18 protein-coding genes and 1 pseudogene are annotated in these 14,756 nt (G+C 66.8%); 9 read left to right on the forward strand and 10 right to left on the reverse strand.

The window, feature by feature from the left end; genetic code table 11:
- The 3 genes from HC028_RS28760 to HC028_RS28845 form a co-directional block, all read right to left on the reverse strand.
- On the reverse strand, positions 1-105 hold a 105-nt coding region (locus tag HC028_RS28760; RefSeq protein WP_168078798.1), incomplete at its 3' end, for a helix-turn-helix domain-containing protein.
- A 185-nt stretch (positions 106-290) separates the two neighbouring features.
- Positions 291-701: an SRPBCC family protein gene (locus HC028_RS19400; RefSeq protein WP_168078799.1), complete on the reverse strand. Its 411-nt coding sequence runs from the start codon at positions 699-701 to the stop codon at positions 291-293.
- Between the two features lie 208 nt (positions 702-909).
- The gene (locus tag HC028_RS28845) at positions 910-1,602 is read right to left on the reverse strand and encodes a hypothetical protein (RefSeq protein ID WP_203981646.1); all 693 of its coding nucleotides are present in this window, start codon (positions 1,600-1,602) and stop codon (positions 910-912) included.
- A gap of 196 nt (positions 1,603-1,798) precedes the next feature.
- On the opposite strand from HC028_RS28845, the gene HC028_RS19410 reads away from it, so the two are divergent.
- The 6 genes from HC028_RS19410 to HC028_RS19435 all read left to right on the forward strand — a co-directional run bounded on the left by HC028_RS19410 (position 1,799) and on the right by HC028_RS19435 (position 8,785).
- Entirely contained in the window at positions 1,799-2,128 is a 330-nt protein-coding gene (locus tag HC028_RS19410) for an STAS domain-containing protein (protein ID WP_168078800.1), read from the forward strand.
- Between the two features lie 237 nt (positions 2,129-2,365).
- Positions 2,366-3,463: a PP2C family protein-serine/threonine phosphatase gene (locus HC028_RS19415; protein ID WP_239075749.1), complete on the forward strand. Its 1,098-nt coding sequence runs from the start codon at positions 2,366-2,368 to the stop codon at positions 3,461-3,463.
- Between the two features lie 136 nt (positions 3,464-3,599).
- Positions 3,600-4,025, forward strand: coding sequence for an ATP-binding protein (locus HC028_RS19420; RefSeq protein WP_168078802.1), 426 nt, complete (start codon positions 3,600-3,602; stop codon positions 4,023-4,025).
- A 618-nt stretch (positions 4,026-4,643) separates the two neighbouring features.
- Positions 4,644-6,692, forward strand: a complete 2,049-nt coding sequence (locus HC028_RS19425) for a PAS domain-containing sensor histidine kinase (RefSeq protein ID WP_168078803.1) — start codon at positions 4,644-4,646, stop codon at positions 6,690-6,692.
- A 139-nt stretch (positions 6,693-6,831) separates the two neighbouring features.
- Positions 6,832-7,824, forward strand: coding sequence for an asparaginase (locus HC028_RS19430; RefSeq protein ID WP_168078804.1), 993 nt, complete (start codon positions 6,832-6,834; stop codon positions 7,822-7,824).
- 76 nt (positions 7,825-7,900) lie between these two features.
- Positions 7,901-8,785: a polysaccharide deacetylase family protein gene (locus tag HC028_RS19435; protein ID WP_168078805.1), complete on the forward strand. Its 885-nt coding sequence runs from the start codon at positions 7,901-7,903 to the stop codon at positions 8,783-8,785.
- On the opposite strand, the pseudogene HC028_RS28765 reads toward HC028_RS19435, so the two are convergent.
- From HC028_RS28765 to HC028_RS27780, 3 genes and pseudogenes are all read right to left on the reverse strand, one after another.
- Positions 8,736-8,963, reverse strand: a pseudogene (locus HC028_RS28765) (hypothetical protein); the annotation flags it as partial. The gene HC028_RS19435 and the pseudogene HC028_RS28765 sit on opposite strands and share 50 nt — an antisense overlap.
- Before the next feature lie 172 nt (positions 8,964-9,135).
- Complete coding sequence (locus HC028_RS19445; protein ID WP_168078806.1) at positions 9,136-9,852, reverse strand: TetR/AcrR family transcriptional regulator; 717 nt, start codon at positions 9,850-9,852, stop codon at positions 9,136-9,138.
- A gap of 386 nt (positions 9,853-10,238) precedes the next feature.
- Positions 10,239-10,655 (reverse strand): protein-tyrosine phosphatase family protein, encoded by a 417-nt coding sequence (locus tag HC028_RS27780; RefSeq protein ID WP_239075748.1) that lies wholly within the window; start codon positions 10,653-10,655, stop codon positions 10,239-10,241.
- 141 nt (positions 10,656-10,796) lie between these two features.
- On the opposite strand from HC028_RS27780, the gene HC028_RS19455 reads away from it, so the two are divergent.
- Complete coding sequence (locus HC028_RS19455) at positions 10,797-11,081, forward strand: hypothetical protein (protein ID WP_168078808.1); 285 nt, start codon at positions 10,797-10,799, stop codon at positions 11,079-11,081.
- Between the two features lie 102 nt (positions 11,082-11,183).
- On the opposite strand, the gene HC028_RS19460 is transcribed toward HC028_RS19455, so the two are convergent.
- Together HC028_RS19460 and HC028_RS19465 are read right to left on the reverse strand one after the other, a co-directional pair.
- On the reverse strand, positions 11,184-11,561 hold the full coding sequence (locus HC028_RS19460; protein WP_168078809.1) for a Rieske (2Fe-2S) protein: 378 nt from the start codon (positions 11,559-11,561) through the stop codon (positions 11,184-11,186).
- A 17-nt stretch (positions 11,562-11,578) separates the two neighbouring features.
- Positions 11,579-11,905, reverse strand: a complete 327-nt coding sequence (locus HC028_RS19465) for a hypothetical protein (RefSeq protein WP_168078810.1) — start codon at positions 11,903-11,905, stop codon at positions 11,579-11,581.
- Between the two features lie 11 nt (positions 11,906-11,916).
- On the opposite strand from HC028_RS19465, the gene HC028_RS19470 reads away from it, so the two are divergent.
- Positions 11,917-12,081 (forward strand): hypothetical protein, encoded by a 165-nt coding sequence (locus tag HC028_RS19470; protein ID WP_168078811.1) that lies wholly within the window; start codon positions 11,917-11,919, stop codon positions 12,079-12,081.
- 135 nt (positions 12,082-12,216) lie between these two features.
- On the forward strand, positions 12,217-12,462 hold the full coding sequence (locus HC028_RS19475; RefSeq protein ID WP_168078812.1) for a hypothetical protein: 246 nt from the start codon (positions 12,217-12,219) through the stop codon (positions 12,460-12,462).
- Positions 12,463-12,468: 6 nt separating this feature from the next.
- On the opposite strand, the gene HC028_RS19480 is transcribed toward HC028_RS19475, so the two are convergent.
- Positions 12,469-13,155, reverse strand: coding sequence for a phosphatase PAP2 family protein (locus HC028_RS19480; protein ID WP_168078813.1), 687 nt, complete (start codon positions 13,153-13,155; stop codon positions 12,469-12,471).
- Complete coding sequence (locus tag HC028_RS19485) at positions 13,155-14,732, reverse strand: phospholipase D-like domain-containing protein (RefSeq protein ID WP_205861540.1); 1,578 nt, start codon at positions 14,730-14,732, stop codon at positions 13,155-13,157. Before HC028_RS19485 ends, HC028_RS19480 begins: the two co-directional genes overlap by 1 nt.
- Positions 14,733-14,756: the final 24 nt, after the last annotated feature.

Genomic DNA, 14,756 nt, shown 5'->3' on the forward strand with positions numbered 1-14,756 from the left:
GTTGTAGACCAACCGGACACACCCGAACGTGCGTGCAAGCTCGCCGGCCTGCTCGGGGCTCGGGTAGAAGCGGTACTTGAACGCCCGCTTCACGGCCCTGGACATGGCTCACAAACTAGCGCACTAACGAGTGAACCTTGCGGTGACACGCGGGTGGCCGCCTATCCGCCTTGGCGGCGGATCGGTTTTTCCCTGCCCTGCTCCGCAGGCGTTCCGTTTCCTCCCCGGCCTGAAGGCCCGGGTATCCACGGAAGGGATCCGATGACGAGGCTCGCCCAGTGAGCGGTGACCTATTCCTTGCCCGCAGCCGACTCAAGGACGTGCTTCAGCCTGGCGAGGTCGGTCGCCACGAGCCCCGCGTCCCGGGTGAAGTCCTCGTCGCTCATGTCAGGGAGCCTGCGTAGCGTGAAGACGACTTCGCAGCCGCTTCTGTCCGGGATCACGCGCACGGGGTTGTAAATGGTCTGGCCGGAGGGCAGCGTCACGTCGTGGTCGAGGACTCCGTATCCGTTGCGTGGGACGAAGGCGATGCCGACGCGTCCTATCGTGGTCTCAGCGAACCACTTTCCGTCCACGTTCTCCACGGAGGATCCGAATCCCGGAGCCCATTCAGGCAGGTTGGCTGGGTTTGACACGTACTCATACACCTCAGCCGCGGGCCGGTCAATCCGCTCAGAGAGATGCTTGGATTCCGAAGCCATCCCAGCATCATGCCACCGACATTCCGATCGGCAGGCGGTGTCCTGCGGCCAATCTGGAGGAGGGGGACTCCCGTGCTGATACCGGTCTGTCCCGCAGGTCCCGGCACCGGACAACGGGCTACCAGCTACCGCTACCGGTGATCTTGACGCTCCTATTTTCGTCAAGACCAGGTGGGCTGTGGAGCTGCCCGTGGGGGGCGCGTGTGGGTCAGAACAAGTAGATGGCGATGAACAGCCCGATCGCCCAGCAGGCGAATGTGCCGAGCAACGGGCCGACACTTCGAAGCACCGGAGGCTCGCCCACCTCGCTAAGGTCCTGAACCCGCTGCCGGCATTCGCGGAGATTTTCAAGGTACTGGCGGTTGCGGTTGGCGTACTGCGGTGATAGCCGAGTCAGCCACCAGAAGCGGTCAAGGCCCACCTCGAAGCGCCTCTCCGCCAGGTGCACTGTGATTCGATCACCGGAGACGCCGGACTCACCAATGGTGAGAGCACCGACCTTGCCCCAAGGAACGCGCGCGACGCGCCAGAACGAGCGGACCGCTAGGCCATGGGCGTTCCACGCCAGACGCGGGGCGAAATCGAAGATCCATAACGCGAGCGTGACAGACAGCGTGAACGCCGGTATTGCCAACGTGGCAGACAGCCCGAATGCCGACCACTCGACCAGCGGGCTGATGGCGGTGAGGCCGGCAACCACTAGAAGGGCCCCGCAGGCAAACCCGCGACTTGGGCCTATGACGCGAGTGCGCGTCGGGTTCATCGACCGACCACCCGGGGTTATCGAGGCGGCGCCGCAAAGCCGGGCGAACTTGGCCTCCGACCGCAGCCGCTCGGGGTTGTCCCCGGCGGTGACCAACAGCTGTCCGGCGGTGTCGACCCCGACGTGCCATGGACGCATGGCGGGACCCTGTGGGCTCCATTGGGCGCCTAGTGTGCTCGGGAAGCCCGATCGTGACCTTGCCGGCGCTTCCTCGGAACGAGCCGGCGAGACTCTTCTCATGACAGGCGACTTCATCGGTTACCGATCCTCCCTGCATAATCCAGGCATCGGGCGTGCGTCCTGGCACCACGCAAGATCCGGCTGAGGAGTGACAATGACCCTGACAGTCTCGACGGATCGTCGCGACGGAGGGATTCTGTACCTGATCGTGACCGGTGAGGTCGACCTCGCTACGGCGGACGTCCTGCAACAGGAGATTGCTACCGGCCTGGATGCAGATGATGTTCCAGGCGTTGTCGTTGACCTGACCGAGGTGACCTTCCTTGACTCGTCCGGCATCAGGGTCCTGTTGAAGGGGCGTCGGTCAGCCGAGGAAAGGGCCAAGAGCTACCTGGTCGATGCTCCTCGGGGCGTAGCACGCCGGATTCTGGACCTTTCGGGCGTGCGAGAGCATCTCGCCTACCAGGGGACCGGCGGCCGCTGACGTCGCTGGGCGCCGTCTGGTTGCGGTGGTCGTAGCGGGAACGTTGGTTGGGTGGCCGTCGCTGGGTCCTGTCCGGCGGCCGGTGCTAGACAAATCCGGCATGGCTAGGATTCGGGCGTGACGACTGGGCCGGACACCTCAGGCAGCAGTGAGAGACTGCGCCGCTTACAAGCGGTGACTGACGCGGCCCTGTCGCACCTGGACGTCGAGAATCTGCTCGTCGAACTCCTGGACCGTGTGCGGGAACTCCTGAATGTCGACACCGCCACGGTTCTTCTCCTGGACCCCTCCGGTCAGCAACTCGTTGCCACCGCGGCTCGGGGCCTCGAAGAAGAAGTCCGCCAAGGAGTCCGGATACCGGTCGGCGTCGGTTTCGCTGGCCGAGTAGCCGCCGGCGGACAACCTGTACGCATCGAACACGTCGACCCCACCAATGTGGTCAACCCCATCCTGCTCGACAAGGGGATCGCTTCGATGCTCGGCGTACCGATGATCGCGGCCGGACGTGTCATCGGTGTTCTGCACGTCGGTACGCTAACCCCTCGTTGGTTCTCCGATGACGACGTGGACCTGCTGCAACGCGTCGCGGACCGAGTCAGCCTGGCCACCCAGGCCCGGTTGGCCAGTATCGACCGCGCCACCACGGTGGCCCTGCAACGTAGCCTCCTGCCCGGCCGGTTAGGCGCGATTGACGGTGTCGACGTGGCCGCTCGGTATGTTCCCGGCGCTGAGGTTGGAGTCGGCGGCGACTGGTACGACCTGTTCGCTCTGCCCTCTGGCCATGTCGGAGCCGTTATCGGAGATGTGGCCGGCAATGGTCTACAAGCCGCCGTCGTCATGAGCCGTATCCGCAGCGCACTACGCGCGTACGCGTTGGAATCCAATGACCCCGCCGATGTCCTGGCCCGACTCGACCGCAAGATCCAGCTCTTCGAACCCGACGCCATGGCCACCGTCGCCTATGCCGTGCTCGACCCGACCCGTAAGCAGGCCACCATGTCCGTCGCCGGGCATCTGCCGCCTGTCCTTGTCGAACCCGGCCGACCCACCCGGCTGCTCGACGTACCAGTGGACCTGCCCCTCGGCGCGTACCCCAACACCCGCCGCCGCACCGTAGACGTGCCGCTGACCCACGACAGCCTCGTGCTCTTCTACACCGACGGGCTCATCGAACGGCCCACTCGACCCATCGACGAAGGTCTCGAGCTTCTCGTTGGCGCACTAACCCCCGGATCGGCTGAGCGGGTGTGCGCCACCGTCATGGCCGCCCTCATCGGCGACCAACCCACGAAAGATGACGTCGCCATCCTCGCCCTCCATACCGACTACCAGTAGTCGGTAGCTACTGCAAGCCTCCTCCGCGAGGCACGGCCAGGGCGGGCCGAGCAGATCACCGCTCCGTTGACAGTGGTTCCTCTCCTGATCTTTCCGGGTATGAGCTGGTGATGATGTGGTCGAGGGGAGCGCACTGATGAGTGGCGAGGATGACGATCAACGAACCTTGATCGATGAAGTCATCACACTCGGTAACGTAACCGAGCTACGCAGACATGTGTTACAGCTGGCAGCCCGCGCCGGCCTGGACACCCAACGCGCTGAGAATTTCGCGCTCGCGGTCAACGAAGCCCTCACCAATACCATCCGGCACGCCGGGGGGAGCGGTGAGCTCGCCCTCATTCAAGACGACGAACGTCGGTTGATCGCCGAGGTCAGCGACCAGGGACCAGGAATACCGCGCTCCGTGACGATCACCCTGCCGCCACCCGACGATCTCGACGGCGGTCGAGGCATGTGGCTCGCCACGGAGTTGACCGATCACGTCGAGGTTCACAGTGGCGACGGCGGGACGACGGTTCGGCTGGAGATGTCCATGCAGCACGGCGAACCGAGCCAGTGACAGATGTCTCCGGCGGGGGCCTCGGCTCGGGGAAGCGGGAGCCCTCCCGCCCGCCATCGCCCCAGGAAACCAGAGCAGGGCGACCTGAGCAGGGCCAGTAGGACGAAGCGGAACGCCAGAGACGCCCTTGACCTCCTCATAACCCAGAGGTCGGAGGTCCAAGTCCTCTCCCCGCTACCAGGGAAAACGCCCTCTCAGAGATCACTCTGAGAGGGCGCTTTTCGTCTTTCTCGCCACGGGGCCGCCAGCGACGGTCATCTTGGCATCGATGAATGGCGCGGCGATGGTGCGGCGGCGGGGCGTACCGCCAGTCTGTCGGCGGCGGGGCGTACCGCCAGTCTGTCGGCGGCGATCGGCTGCCAAGCGGGCGGACTGGGGAAGATGGCCGAGTAAGTCTAGATGTGATCTCTCGAACTGAGCGTATGGCTTGGCTTAGGTCGGGTGCCGCGAGGCCGATCAGGATGCCGAGGCCGACGCCGAGCACACGCACATAGGAACCAGGTCACATGGCTCCAGCCGTGGTGACGCCAATGCACGAGTTCACGAACTGTCGTAGGTGAGCGGAGCGGCCAACACCGGTTCCGCCGTGTACCGCACGGCCCATCAGCAGGGGTCATCATGTCTGGACGACAAGCGCCGGTGGACTTTCCGCACCAACATGATGTCTCGACCGTCGATGTCGACTTCTTGTTGACCAGCGGCGGTCTGCGCCTGCTCGCCGACATGATCCCGCACCTTGTGTGGACGGCGGCGCCGGAAGGGTCTACGCGGTACGTCAATCGCCAGGCAGTCGCATACACCGGACTGCCCGTCGAGGCGAACTTCAACGGGCAGTGGGTCACGTTGGTCCATCCGGACGATGCCGACCGTGCCCAGGCCGCCTGGGCTGAGGCGATCCGAACCGGGAATCCCTTCGAGCTCGAGTACCGCCTGCGCCGCGCCGATGGCGAGTTCCGCTGGCATGACTTTCGTAGTCTTCCGGTACGCGGCACGGACGGGCGGATCGTGAAGTGGATCGGCACCGCCACTGACATCCAGCAGCAAAAGGAGCTGGAGGAGAGTCTGCGCCGCGCCGAGCAGCAGACCGCCGAGACGCTGACGCTGCTGGAGTCGATCCAGTCGGCCGCGCCGGTCGGCTTCGGCTTCATCGACCGCGAGTACCGCGTGATCCGAGCGAACGACGCGCTGGCTGAAACCGTCGACCTTCCGGTGACGGAGTTGATCGGGCGCCGGATGGACGAGGTGGTTCCGGTGATCTGGCCCCGGCTGGAGACCATCTACCGACGGGTGTTGGACACCGGAGAATCTGTTCTCAACACGGAGAAGACGGGGCCGACCGCGGCCGGGCCGGAACGCGTGCGCTCCTGGCTGGCCAGCTACTTTCCGGTGCGGGCCGGCGACGAGATCATCGGTGTCGGCGTCGTCGCGGTCGACATCACGGAGCGCAAGGACGCCGAGGCGTTCCGGTCGGTCGTGATGGCGAACATGGCCGAGGGCCTGTACACGGTCGACGGTCAGGGGTTGGTGACCTCGGTGAACCGGGCGACCGAGCGGATGCTCGGATGGTCGGAGGAGGAGCTGCTGGGCCGGCCGATGCACGAGATCGCGCATCTCCAGGGCACCGACACCGGCAGACCGGCGCCGGCGAGCGGGTGTCCCCTCATGAGGGCCGAGAACGACGGTCAGCCGGTCCACGGCGACGATCAGGTCTTTACCCGCAAGGATGGATTGGTCTTCCCGATTTCGTACTCGTCAGCGCCGCTGTACATGGGATCCAAGGTCGGGGGCAGGGTGATCGTCTTTCGCGATATCACCGAAATGCGGGAGCGGCAGCGGCGTGAGATCGAGGCCCGCCATGATCAGAAGTTGGAGTCGTTGGGACGGTTGTCGGCCGGGATCGCGCACGAGATCAACACACCGATCCAGTTCGTCGGGGACAACACCCGGTTCCTGGCCGAGGCGTACCAGCAGATGCTGAACCTGCTGCTGGTCTACCGGAACTGTGTGCACCTACCCAACGGTGACATGGCCTGGGAGGAGCGCGTCGAGCGGGCTACAGAGGCCGAACACGAGGCGGACATCGACTACCTGACCGAAGAGGTACCGGTGGCGTTCACGCAGAGCCTGGAAGGCATCGAGCGGGTCGCCTCGTTGGTGCGGGCGATGAAGTCGTTCAGCTACAAGGACTCCAAGGACCGCTCGTACGCCGATCTCAACGAGGCGTTGACGACCACGCTCACGGTGGCTCGTAACGAGCTCAAATACGTTGCCGACGTGGTGCTGGAACTGGGTGAGTTGCCGCAGGTGCTGTGTCATGGCGGTGACCTCAACCAGGTGTTCCTGAATTTGTTCGTGAACGCGGCGGACGCGATGGAAGGCAAGGAGGAACGGGGGGAGATCCGCATCAGCACCCGGGTGGAGGGCCCGATGGCGGTGATCAGCATCGCGGACAACGGTAGCGGCATCCCCGAGCACCTCCAGCAGACGATCTTCGAGCCGTTCTTCACCACCAAGGACGTCGGCAAGGGAACCGGCCAAGGTCTGGCCCTGGCGCGGACCGTGGTCGACAAGCATGGCGGCACGATCGAGGTGCACTCCGCACCAGGGGAGGGCACCGAGTTCGTCCTGCGGCTGCCGATCGACGGCAAACGGCCAAGCCCGGCGTGACGGGCGCTCGCGACCTTCAGATGGATCGCCGCCAGACGCCGTCCTTCGCGGCCTGTTCCGATCGTCACGTTTAGACCAGTTGACGCCCGCCTGCGTAGGTACCTACGGTCAATCACGTCACGGCGAGAGGAATTCCCTGGTGGTCACCCTCCAACTGATCGCGACCGGCGGCACCATCGCCAGCCGTTCGACTCCCCAGGGCCTGATGGCCGCCGCCCCGGCGCACGAACTGCTCGCGCGCGTATCGATACCGGACGGCGTGACGGTCAACGCGAAGGACGTCGCCACCCGCGGCAGTTTCGCCTGGTCCCTGGATGACGCGGTCGGCGTCGTCGGCACCATCGATCAAGCGCTGGCCGAGGTCGACGGTGTGGTGGTCACGCATGGCACGGACACCATGGAGGAGTCGGTCTTCCTCGCCTCGTTGCTGCTCGACGGGGATCTGCCGGTGGTCTTCACCGGCGCGCAGCGGCCGTTCGACGATCCCGCACCGGACGGTCCGGCCAACCTGCGCGACGCCCTCGCGGTGGCCGCCAGCCCGCTGGCCCGGGGCTTCGGGCCGCTGTTGTGCTTCGACGGGCACGTGTTCGCGGCGCGCGGCGTGCGCAAGGTCGACACGTTGGGTGCCCATGCCTTCGATGCCCTGGGGCGAGGCCCGGTGCTGCGGGTCGCCGCCGGAAAGGTGCTGCCGCTCGCCGCGCCGCGCCGGGCCAGGCCGCTCGCGAGCGTGCGGGACGGCGTCGCGCTGCCGCGGGTCGACGTGCTCAGCCTCTACGTCGGCACTGACGATGCTCTGGTACGCGCGGCCGTGAGCGCCGGCGCGGCAGGCGTCGTCCTGGCCGCCTTCGGCGCCGGCAACGCCAACCCCGCCATCGTCGAGGCCGTCGCCGACCTCGGTGCGGCCGGGGTGCCGGTACTGGTGTGCTCCCGGGTGCCGAGCGGGCCGGTGGTGCCGCTGTACACCGGTGGCGGTGGCGCCGACTTGGCCCGAGCCGGCGCGCTGTTCGCCGCCGACCTGACCCCATGGCAGGCCCGCTTACTGCTGTCGACCGCGTTGGTCGCCGACCCGCACGACCCGCTCCGGATCGTGCGGGAGTACCTCGCCACCACACCCCCCATCGGCGGCAGCTGAGGATCTGTCCGGGATCGGCCGGTCCCGGGCACGTACAACCCGGGACGGCGCCGGGCGAGTTAAGGAGGATGACCCGATGGCCAAGGAAATCCTGGTGTCGTACGGCGTCGATATCGACGCGGTGGGAGGCTGGCTCGGCTCCTACGGGGGAGAGAACTCCCCGGACGACATCTCACGCGGCATGTTCGCCGGCGAGGTCGGGGTGCCCAGGTTGCTGGAGTTGTTCCGCCGCTACCAGCTCACCCAGACCTTCTTCTGGCCGGGACATTCGATCGAGACGTTCCCGGAGCAGTTCGACGCCTGCGTCGCTGCGGGGCACGAGATCGGGGTGCACGGGTACAGCCACGAGAACCCGATCGCTATGAGTCGCGAGCAGGAGATCGCTGTCCTCGACCGCTGCATCAAACTGATCGCCGAGCGGGCCGGCCAGGCCCCGACCGGGTACGTCGCGCCGTGGTGGGAGTTCAGCCCGATCACCAATGAGTTGCTACTAGATCGCGGCATCAAGTACGACCACTCGCTCATGCACCGCGACTTCGAGCCGTACTACGTCCGAGTCGGGGACAACTGGACCAAGATTGACTACGGCAAGAGCGCGGACGAGTGGATGAAGCCGCTGGTCCGGGGCGAGGAGACCGATCTGATCGAGATCCCGGCCAACTGGTACCTCGACGACCTCCCGCCGATGATGTTCATCAAGGCCAGCCCGAACAGCCACGGCTTCGTCAATCCGCGTGACATCGAGCAGATGTGGCGCGACCAGTTTGACTGGGTCTATCGGGAGAACGACTACGCGGTCTTCACGATGACGATCCACCCCGACGTGTCGGGACGTCCTCAGGTGCTTCTCATGCATGAGCGGCTGATTGAGTACATCAGCGGTCATGACGGTGTTCGCTGGATGACCTTCGACCAGATCGCCGACGACTTCGCCCGCCGCCGTCCGCGCGCAGCACGCTGAATGCGCGTCCGGCCGGAAAGTGCCCACTCAGAGATCTCTGAGTGGGCACTTTCCGGGTGGTCAAGCTGAGCACGCCAACCCGTACCTGATGCCCGTCGTGCAACTCCTGGATCGCGAACGCGGACTCGATCGGGCTGCAGACCGACGTGTTCGTGAGGAAGTGCGTCAGCCGGTCGGCTGGACATCGGGTAGCCGGAGCACGGATTTTCCACATGGGCCGGCGGAGGCGCTTCACCGCTTAGCCAGCGGTCGAAACTCTTTCCCGCTGCCGACCAAACGTCCCCTCAGTGCTGTCTGAGGGGGCGTTTCGTGTCGTTGCTCATTGATTTGTGGCATCGGCCGCTGCTCGTTCAGCGAGCGGCCAGGCCGTCGGCAAGCTGCGCGTAGATCTCAGTTGCCAGTTGGACGAACCCTTCGACGCCGCTCTCGGGCCGCCACCGGGACACCGTCATGTTCAGCATCAGGTTCATGGCGCGGGCCAGCAGTTCGGGATAGAAGTCGATTGCCGGATCGACGCCGGTACGCTCGGCGGCCCACTCGACGATGGCTTCCCGGTATGGCACGAACGCGGCTACCTGATGGGCGACCAGTTGCGGGTTGGCGCTGACCAACTTGGCCACTTCTTGCAGTTTGCATCCGTCTCGGACGAGTGTGGCGGCGCCAACGGCCCACAGTGCCTGCACGAGCGTTTCATCGGCCGGGCGAGCGGCCAGTGCTGCCGTGAACCACTCGACTCTTCCCGGCTCGGCCTCGACGATTGCGGCTTCCTTGGAGTCGAAGTAGTTGAAGAAAGTGCGCTTGGAGACGTTGGCGGCCTCGGCGATCTCGTCGATCGTGACGTTGTCCAGGCCCCGCTCGTAGACCAGGCGCTGTGCCGAGGACTGCAGCGCGCGGAAGGTCTCCAACTTCTTGCGCTTGCGCAGCCCCAGCGGAGCATCGGACGCGGTCGCATCGTGGTTGGCTGGGGCTGGGACAGGATTGAAGGTGACGCTGACTGTCATGATTTCCCTAGGTGCCTTGCTAAGCGGCCGATAAAACCCTGCACCGGGGGCGGCGTCGTGGGCCACGATGCCGTCGTGGTGCGGCCAGGGTCGGCCTGATGTTACGGGTAACGCGGTATATACCGGTGGATACGTCGCAGTAATGTAGCAATGAGTAATCTCACCGTCACTCTTAAGGAGTAGTGGTGGTGACTCTCTCGCGAGCGTCGTCACGCCTGACCTGGCGGAGGACGGCGCCGATTGCGAGGACATGTTGGGGGCAGCGTATTCGGCGTACGGACGCGTCACCGGCGATGACGAGGCGTTCTGGGTAGCGCTGCCAGCCAAAGAGAGGGAGACGGCGACGGCGATGACCCGGCCGGCGAAGATTTCGACTTCGACGACGACGAGGAGATGCGGGCGAGGCTGCCGCGGCTAACTGCGCTCTTCGCCGACGCTGAAGACGACGAGGACTAGCAGACGGGCCACCCGAAGCGGGAGACGAAGCGGCGCTGCCAAAGCGTCTCAACGGCGCGTGCGGCGTAATGCTCCCGGACGTAGGCGACTGCCTCGCGATTGGGTACCCCATCCAGCACGGCTAGGCAGGCGAGTGCCGTGCCGGTACGGCCATACCCGCCGGCGCAGGCGACTTCCACACGCTCGACCTCGGCGCGAGCCCACGCCTCACGCAGCGCCTCGGCAGTTGCCGCGCGGTCGGACGGTAGCCAGAAGTCGGGCCAGCGAAGCCATCGGCTTTCCCAGGCGACCGGGGGAGGTTCGTGGCCCAGCAGGTACAGCGCGACGGTGGGTGGTGGACCTGCTGGAAGGGGGCGGCGCAGCCCGCGACCGCGAATCAGTCGACCCGATGGCAGTCGTAGCACGCCCGCCATCGTTGGCTCCCAGGTGGCGACCACACCGGGAGCGTAGCCGTCGGGCTCGATCCCTTCGCGTCCATGTCGCGAAGCACGCGATCGCTTGACGTTCTGGCCTGTGGGAGAGCGCCACGCGCCTCCCGACTACGGTTTGAAGCTATGGGTACCTACACCGGGCTCGCGACGCTCGTCCTGCCAGATAGCACTCGGGAGCAGGGAGTCGTGGCGCTCCGTTCCAAGCGGACCGAATCCAGTCCGGTGCAGTCGTGGAGCGGCACGTTCCGCCCGGACGATCCGAGTGCTGACTTCTCCAGTGCGCTCGGTTCGGCGCTTCCGCTCGAGTTGCCGATCGGATCGACCGGTGAGGTTCTCCTGGAAGGCGTGGAGGGCGCTGGGTCGGACACCGCCGTCCGGTTGGTCGGCAGCGGTCCGCCGCCGTTCTGACCGCGCCGTACGTACGACCGATAATCGGCCGAGAGTCTTGAAAAGAGCGCGCCATGTTGTGTGACAAAGCCGTGTTCTTCGATGGGCTGCGACGGGTTGGCGTCACTCCAGCACGCGGATATCGGCGCCTTCGACGGTGATGGTCGAAGGCGAGAGTGGTTTCGTGGCGGGCCCGTTGCGCCCGGACCCGTCAACGGCCGAGAACGTGCTGCCGTGACAGGGACAGACGATGACACCGTTCTCAACCTTGGAGACGGCGCAGCCCGCGTGCGTACATTTTGCCTTGAACGCCTTGAAGTCATTGGCGGTCGGCTGCGTCACGACGATTCCGCGCTCGGCGTACACCTTGCCGCCGCCGACGGGGATGTCCGTGGTCTTCGCCAGGAGCCCGCCGCAGCCCGCGAGCGACAAGCCGCCCAGCGCCGCGGTCCCGAGCAGGATCCCGCGCCTGCTGACCGGATTCATCGAATCGTCACGCATGGCCGCCTGTTACCCGGTCAGCGGATAGGCATACGTGGAATGGAGTCCAAGCTCCATGTAGGACGCTCAGGCCGTGACCACTCGGACCCCGGGCGCGTCGGCCCGGGCCTGTTTGGCCGCGTGGCGTCGTGGTGGGCCTGATAGCGCAGCGCCCACTCGGCCCAGGACCGTTCGGAGGCGATCCGCCAGCTGCGCAGCATCACCAGCGGCGTCACGAGGGAGGCGAACACCCCCGCGATCGTGCCGTCCCCGGTGCTTCGGCCCGCGCCGAAGACGTACCAGTACCACGTGACGTTGTCGGCGTTGAGACCGATCAGCGCACCCAGTAGCAGCCACCAGGGCACGATCTAGATCAATGAGCGCCGGCCGGCCGGCGGCGTTTGCTCGGCGGCCGGCGGGGCAGTGCGGTCACGTGTACTGGACCTTCACCTTCATCTGGCGCGGCGAGGACGTCGAGGGGGACGTCGACCGGTTCCCGCCGGCCCAGCCGGGCTTCCACTTCCGGCCGCCCACCCGCTGACGAGCCGCCCACCCGCTGACGAGCCGCCCACCCGCTGACGAGCCGCCCACCCGCTGACGAGCCGCCCACCCGCTGACCGGCACATCACCCGGATCGGGGGAGGTTGCGCGTCGACCGCCGACATAGCGTTCGGGGATGGCCAATGAGGATGAGCTTGAAGAACTCTTCGTTCGCCAGGTGGATGTCGGCGTAGCCGACATGGACGTGTCGACCGATCAAGGAGTGGTCACCACCACCGTTGTGGTGGAGCGGGCCACGGCGACCGAGCGCGAGAGCGGAGAGGATCGGCAGCTTCTGCTGATCTACGGGGCCAAAGAGGTGCCGGCGCTGGCCGACGCCCTGCGGGCGGCCTCGGAACGGGCGATGGTCAGACCTCGCTGACGCGTGTTACCGCTGCCGCCGGCCCGACTCGCGGAGCCAGCGGCGGAACGCGTACGCGGTTAGCCCGAGCCATGCCGCGCCCAGAAACCAGCCGGCGAACACGTCCGACACGTAGTGCACGCCGAGCGCGATCCGGGTGAACCCGATCGCTGTCACCAACGCCACGGTGAACGCGACCGTGAAAGGCCTGGCTCGGCGGGGTAGCAGCGGCAGGAACACCAGCAGCAGCACCCCGTAGCAGACGGTGGCGCTGAGCGCGTGCCCGCTCGGGAAACTCTTGCCGGTCGCGGTTGCGACGGGCTCCGCGACGACCGGGCGCAGCCGGCCGACCAGTACCTTCAGGGTCCGCCCGAGGACGGTGGAGCCGAGCGTGGTCGTCGCCAGGTAGATGGCCACGGGCATTCGCCGCCGTACCAGGAACCCGATCACGGCGATCGTGATCATGATCGTCAGGAACAGCGGGCTGCCCAGGTCGGTGATGGCGCGCAGCGTAGCGGCCAGCGGAGGGCGCGCCGCGACGAACCGGTTGAGCGAGGCGGCGATGCCGCGGTCGAGCAGGTCGAGCGGGCCCCAGCGCGACCGGACCAGCGCCAGCAGCACCCCGAAGCAGGCGCCGGCTATGACCACCGCCACCAGTCCGGCGAGCGTACGCGCGGTGAAGCGGGCGGCCGGCTTCTCGGTCAGCTCCGCCATCAGAACTCGCGGGCCCGGCGCAGCGCCGCCGGCCGGCCGTCGGGGTCGACGAGGAGACGGTACATCGGTGCCACCCAGAGCCGGGTGGCCTTTTTCAACACCGTTGGATGGTACGTCCGCAGCCGGCCGGGCGGGCGTGGGCCGATCCGCCCTTCGGCGTGCCAGTCGTCGAGCTTGCTGGCGCTCGTGGTGAACGCGTCGAAGAACGCGACCGGGTCGCGCAGGTCAGTGTCGTCGCCATCGCCCCGGTCCAGGTGCTCGCGCGCCAGCGTCAGCCGCAGGTCGCGGGCGTACGCCCCGGACTCGTCGAGGACCGCGCAGGACAGTTCCGAGTCAAAGGTCCACGAGCGCATGTTGACGTTGTCGGAGCCGACCATGGCCCACACGTCGTCGACGACGATCGCTTTCGCGTGCACGTACACCGGCGTGCTCTCGTGGTTTTCCAGCCAGTACACGGCCACCCGGTCGCCGCCGGCGTTGCGCAGGCTGCGCAGCGCCTCGATGCGGCCGTACGTCTCGGCGGTCTTCGAGATCCGGCTCTCCTGATCGCTGAAGCTGGGCACCACCGCGATCAACCGCAGTTCCGGCCGGTTCGCGAGCGCCTCGGCGAACGTGGCGACGATCTCCTCCGACCACAGGTACTGGTCCTCCAGGTACACCAGCCGGCTGGCCCGCGCGAGCACCTTGCGGTAACCGTGGGCAATGCTCCGCTCGCCCTCCGGTGCGAAGGCGTACCCCTTGCGGCGGCGCGGGTACGTGCGCAGCAGCTGGACGGCGTGGTCGCCACAGGTGGGCGGGTCGGGTAATCGTCGGGGGAGCGGGCCGGGCGTGGTGTCCTCACCTGTGAGCCGGTCACGCAGGCGACGCAGGGGGTTGCGGGTGAGCGGCGCCGGGTCCTCCCAGCGCTCCCGGAACACCGTCTCGACATCGGCGACCGCCGGTCCGCGGAGCTCCACCTGGATGTCGTGCCAGGGCGGGTGGGGTCCGTAGTCGGCCGCCATCGTCACCGGCTGCGGATCACCCCGGTGGTCGGCGTCGTCGCGCCGGCTGTGGCACAGGTCGATGCCGCCGACGTAAGCGACGTCCAGCTCCGGCCGGCCCGGGTGGCGCAGCACCACGAACTTCTGGTGGTGCGAGCCGCCGGTGCGTACCCGCATGTCGAGCAGGCACTCGCCGCCAGCCGCCTCGATCTCCTCCCCGAGGTGGCGGTTCTCCGCGGCGCTGAACTGGAGCTTGTCGAGGTGCGAGCGCCAGATCAGGCCCTTGACGACGACGCCGCGCCGCACCGCCGCACAGATCACCCGGCCGACCTCGGTGCCCGGCCCGTCCAGCCGTTCGTCCGGGTCGCCCCGCCAGTCGGTGAACATCAGCAGGTCACCGGCTTCCATCCGGCGGATCGCGGCGAGCAGTTCGGTGAAGTACGCCGCGCCGTGCACAAGCGGACGGACTAGGTTACCGGTGGTCCAGGCCGCGCCATCGGGGTGGCGCGAGTCGAGCGATGTCGTGGGGTTGCCCCGCTCCTTCGCCAGCAGGAACCAATCGCCCAGCTGCACATCCACCTCCGCGTCATTCGTCATCGGCGATGTGCCAAGGGTTCCCCC

The sequence above is a fragment of the Planosporangium flavigriseum genome (genome assembly GCF_011947225.1).
GTDB classification, from domain to species: Bacteria; Actinomycetota; Actinomycetes; order Mycobacteriales; family Micromonosporaceae; genus Planosporangium; species Planosporangium flavigriseum.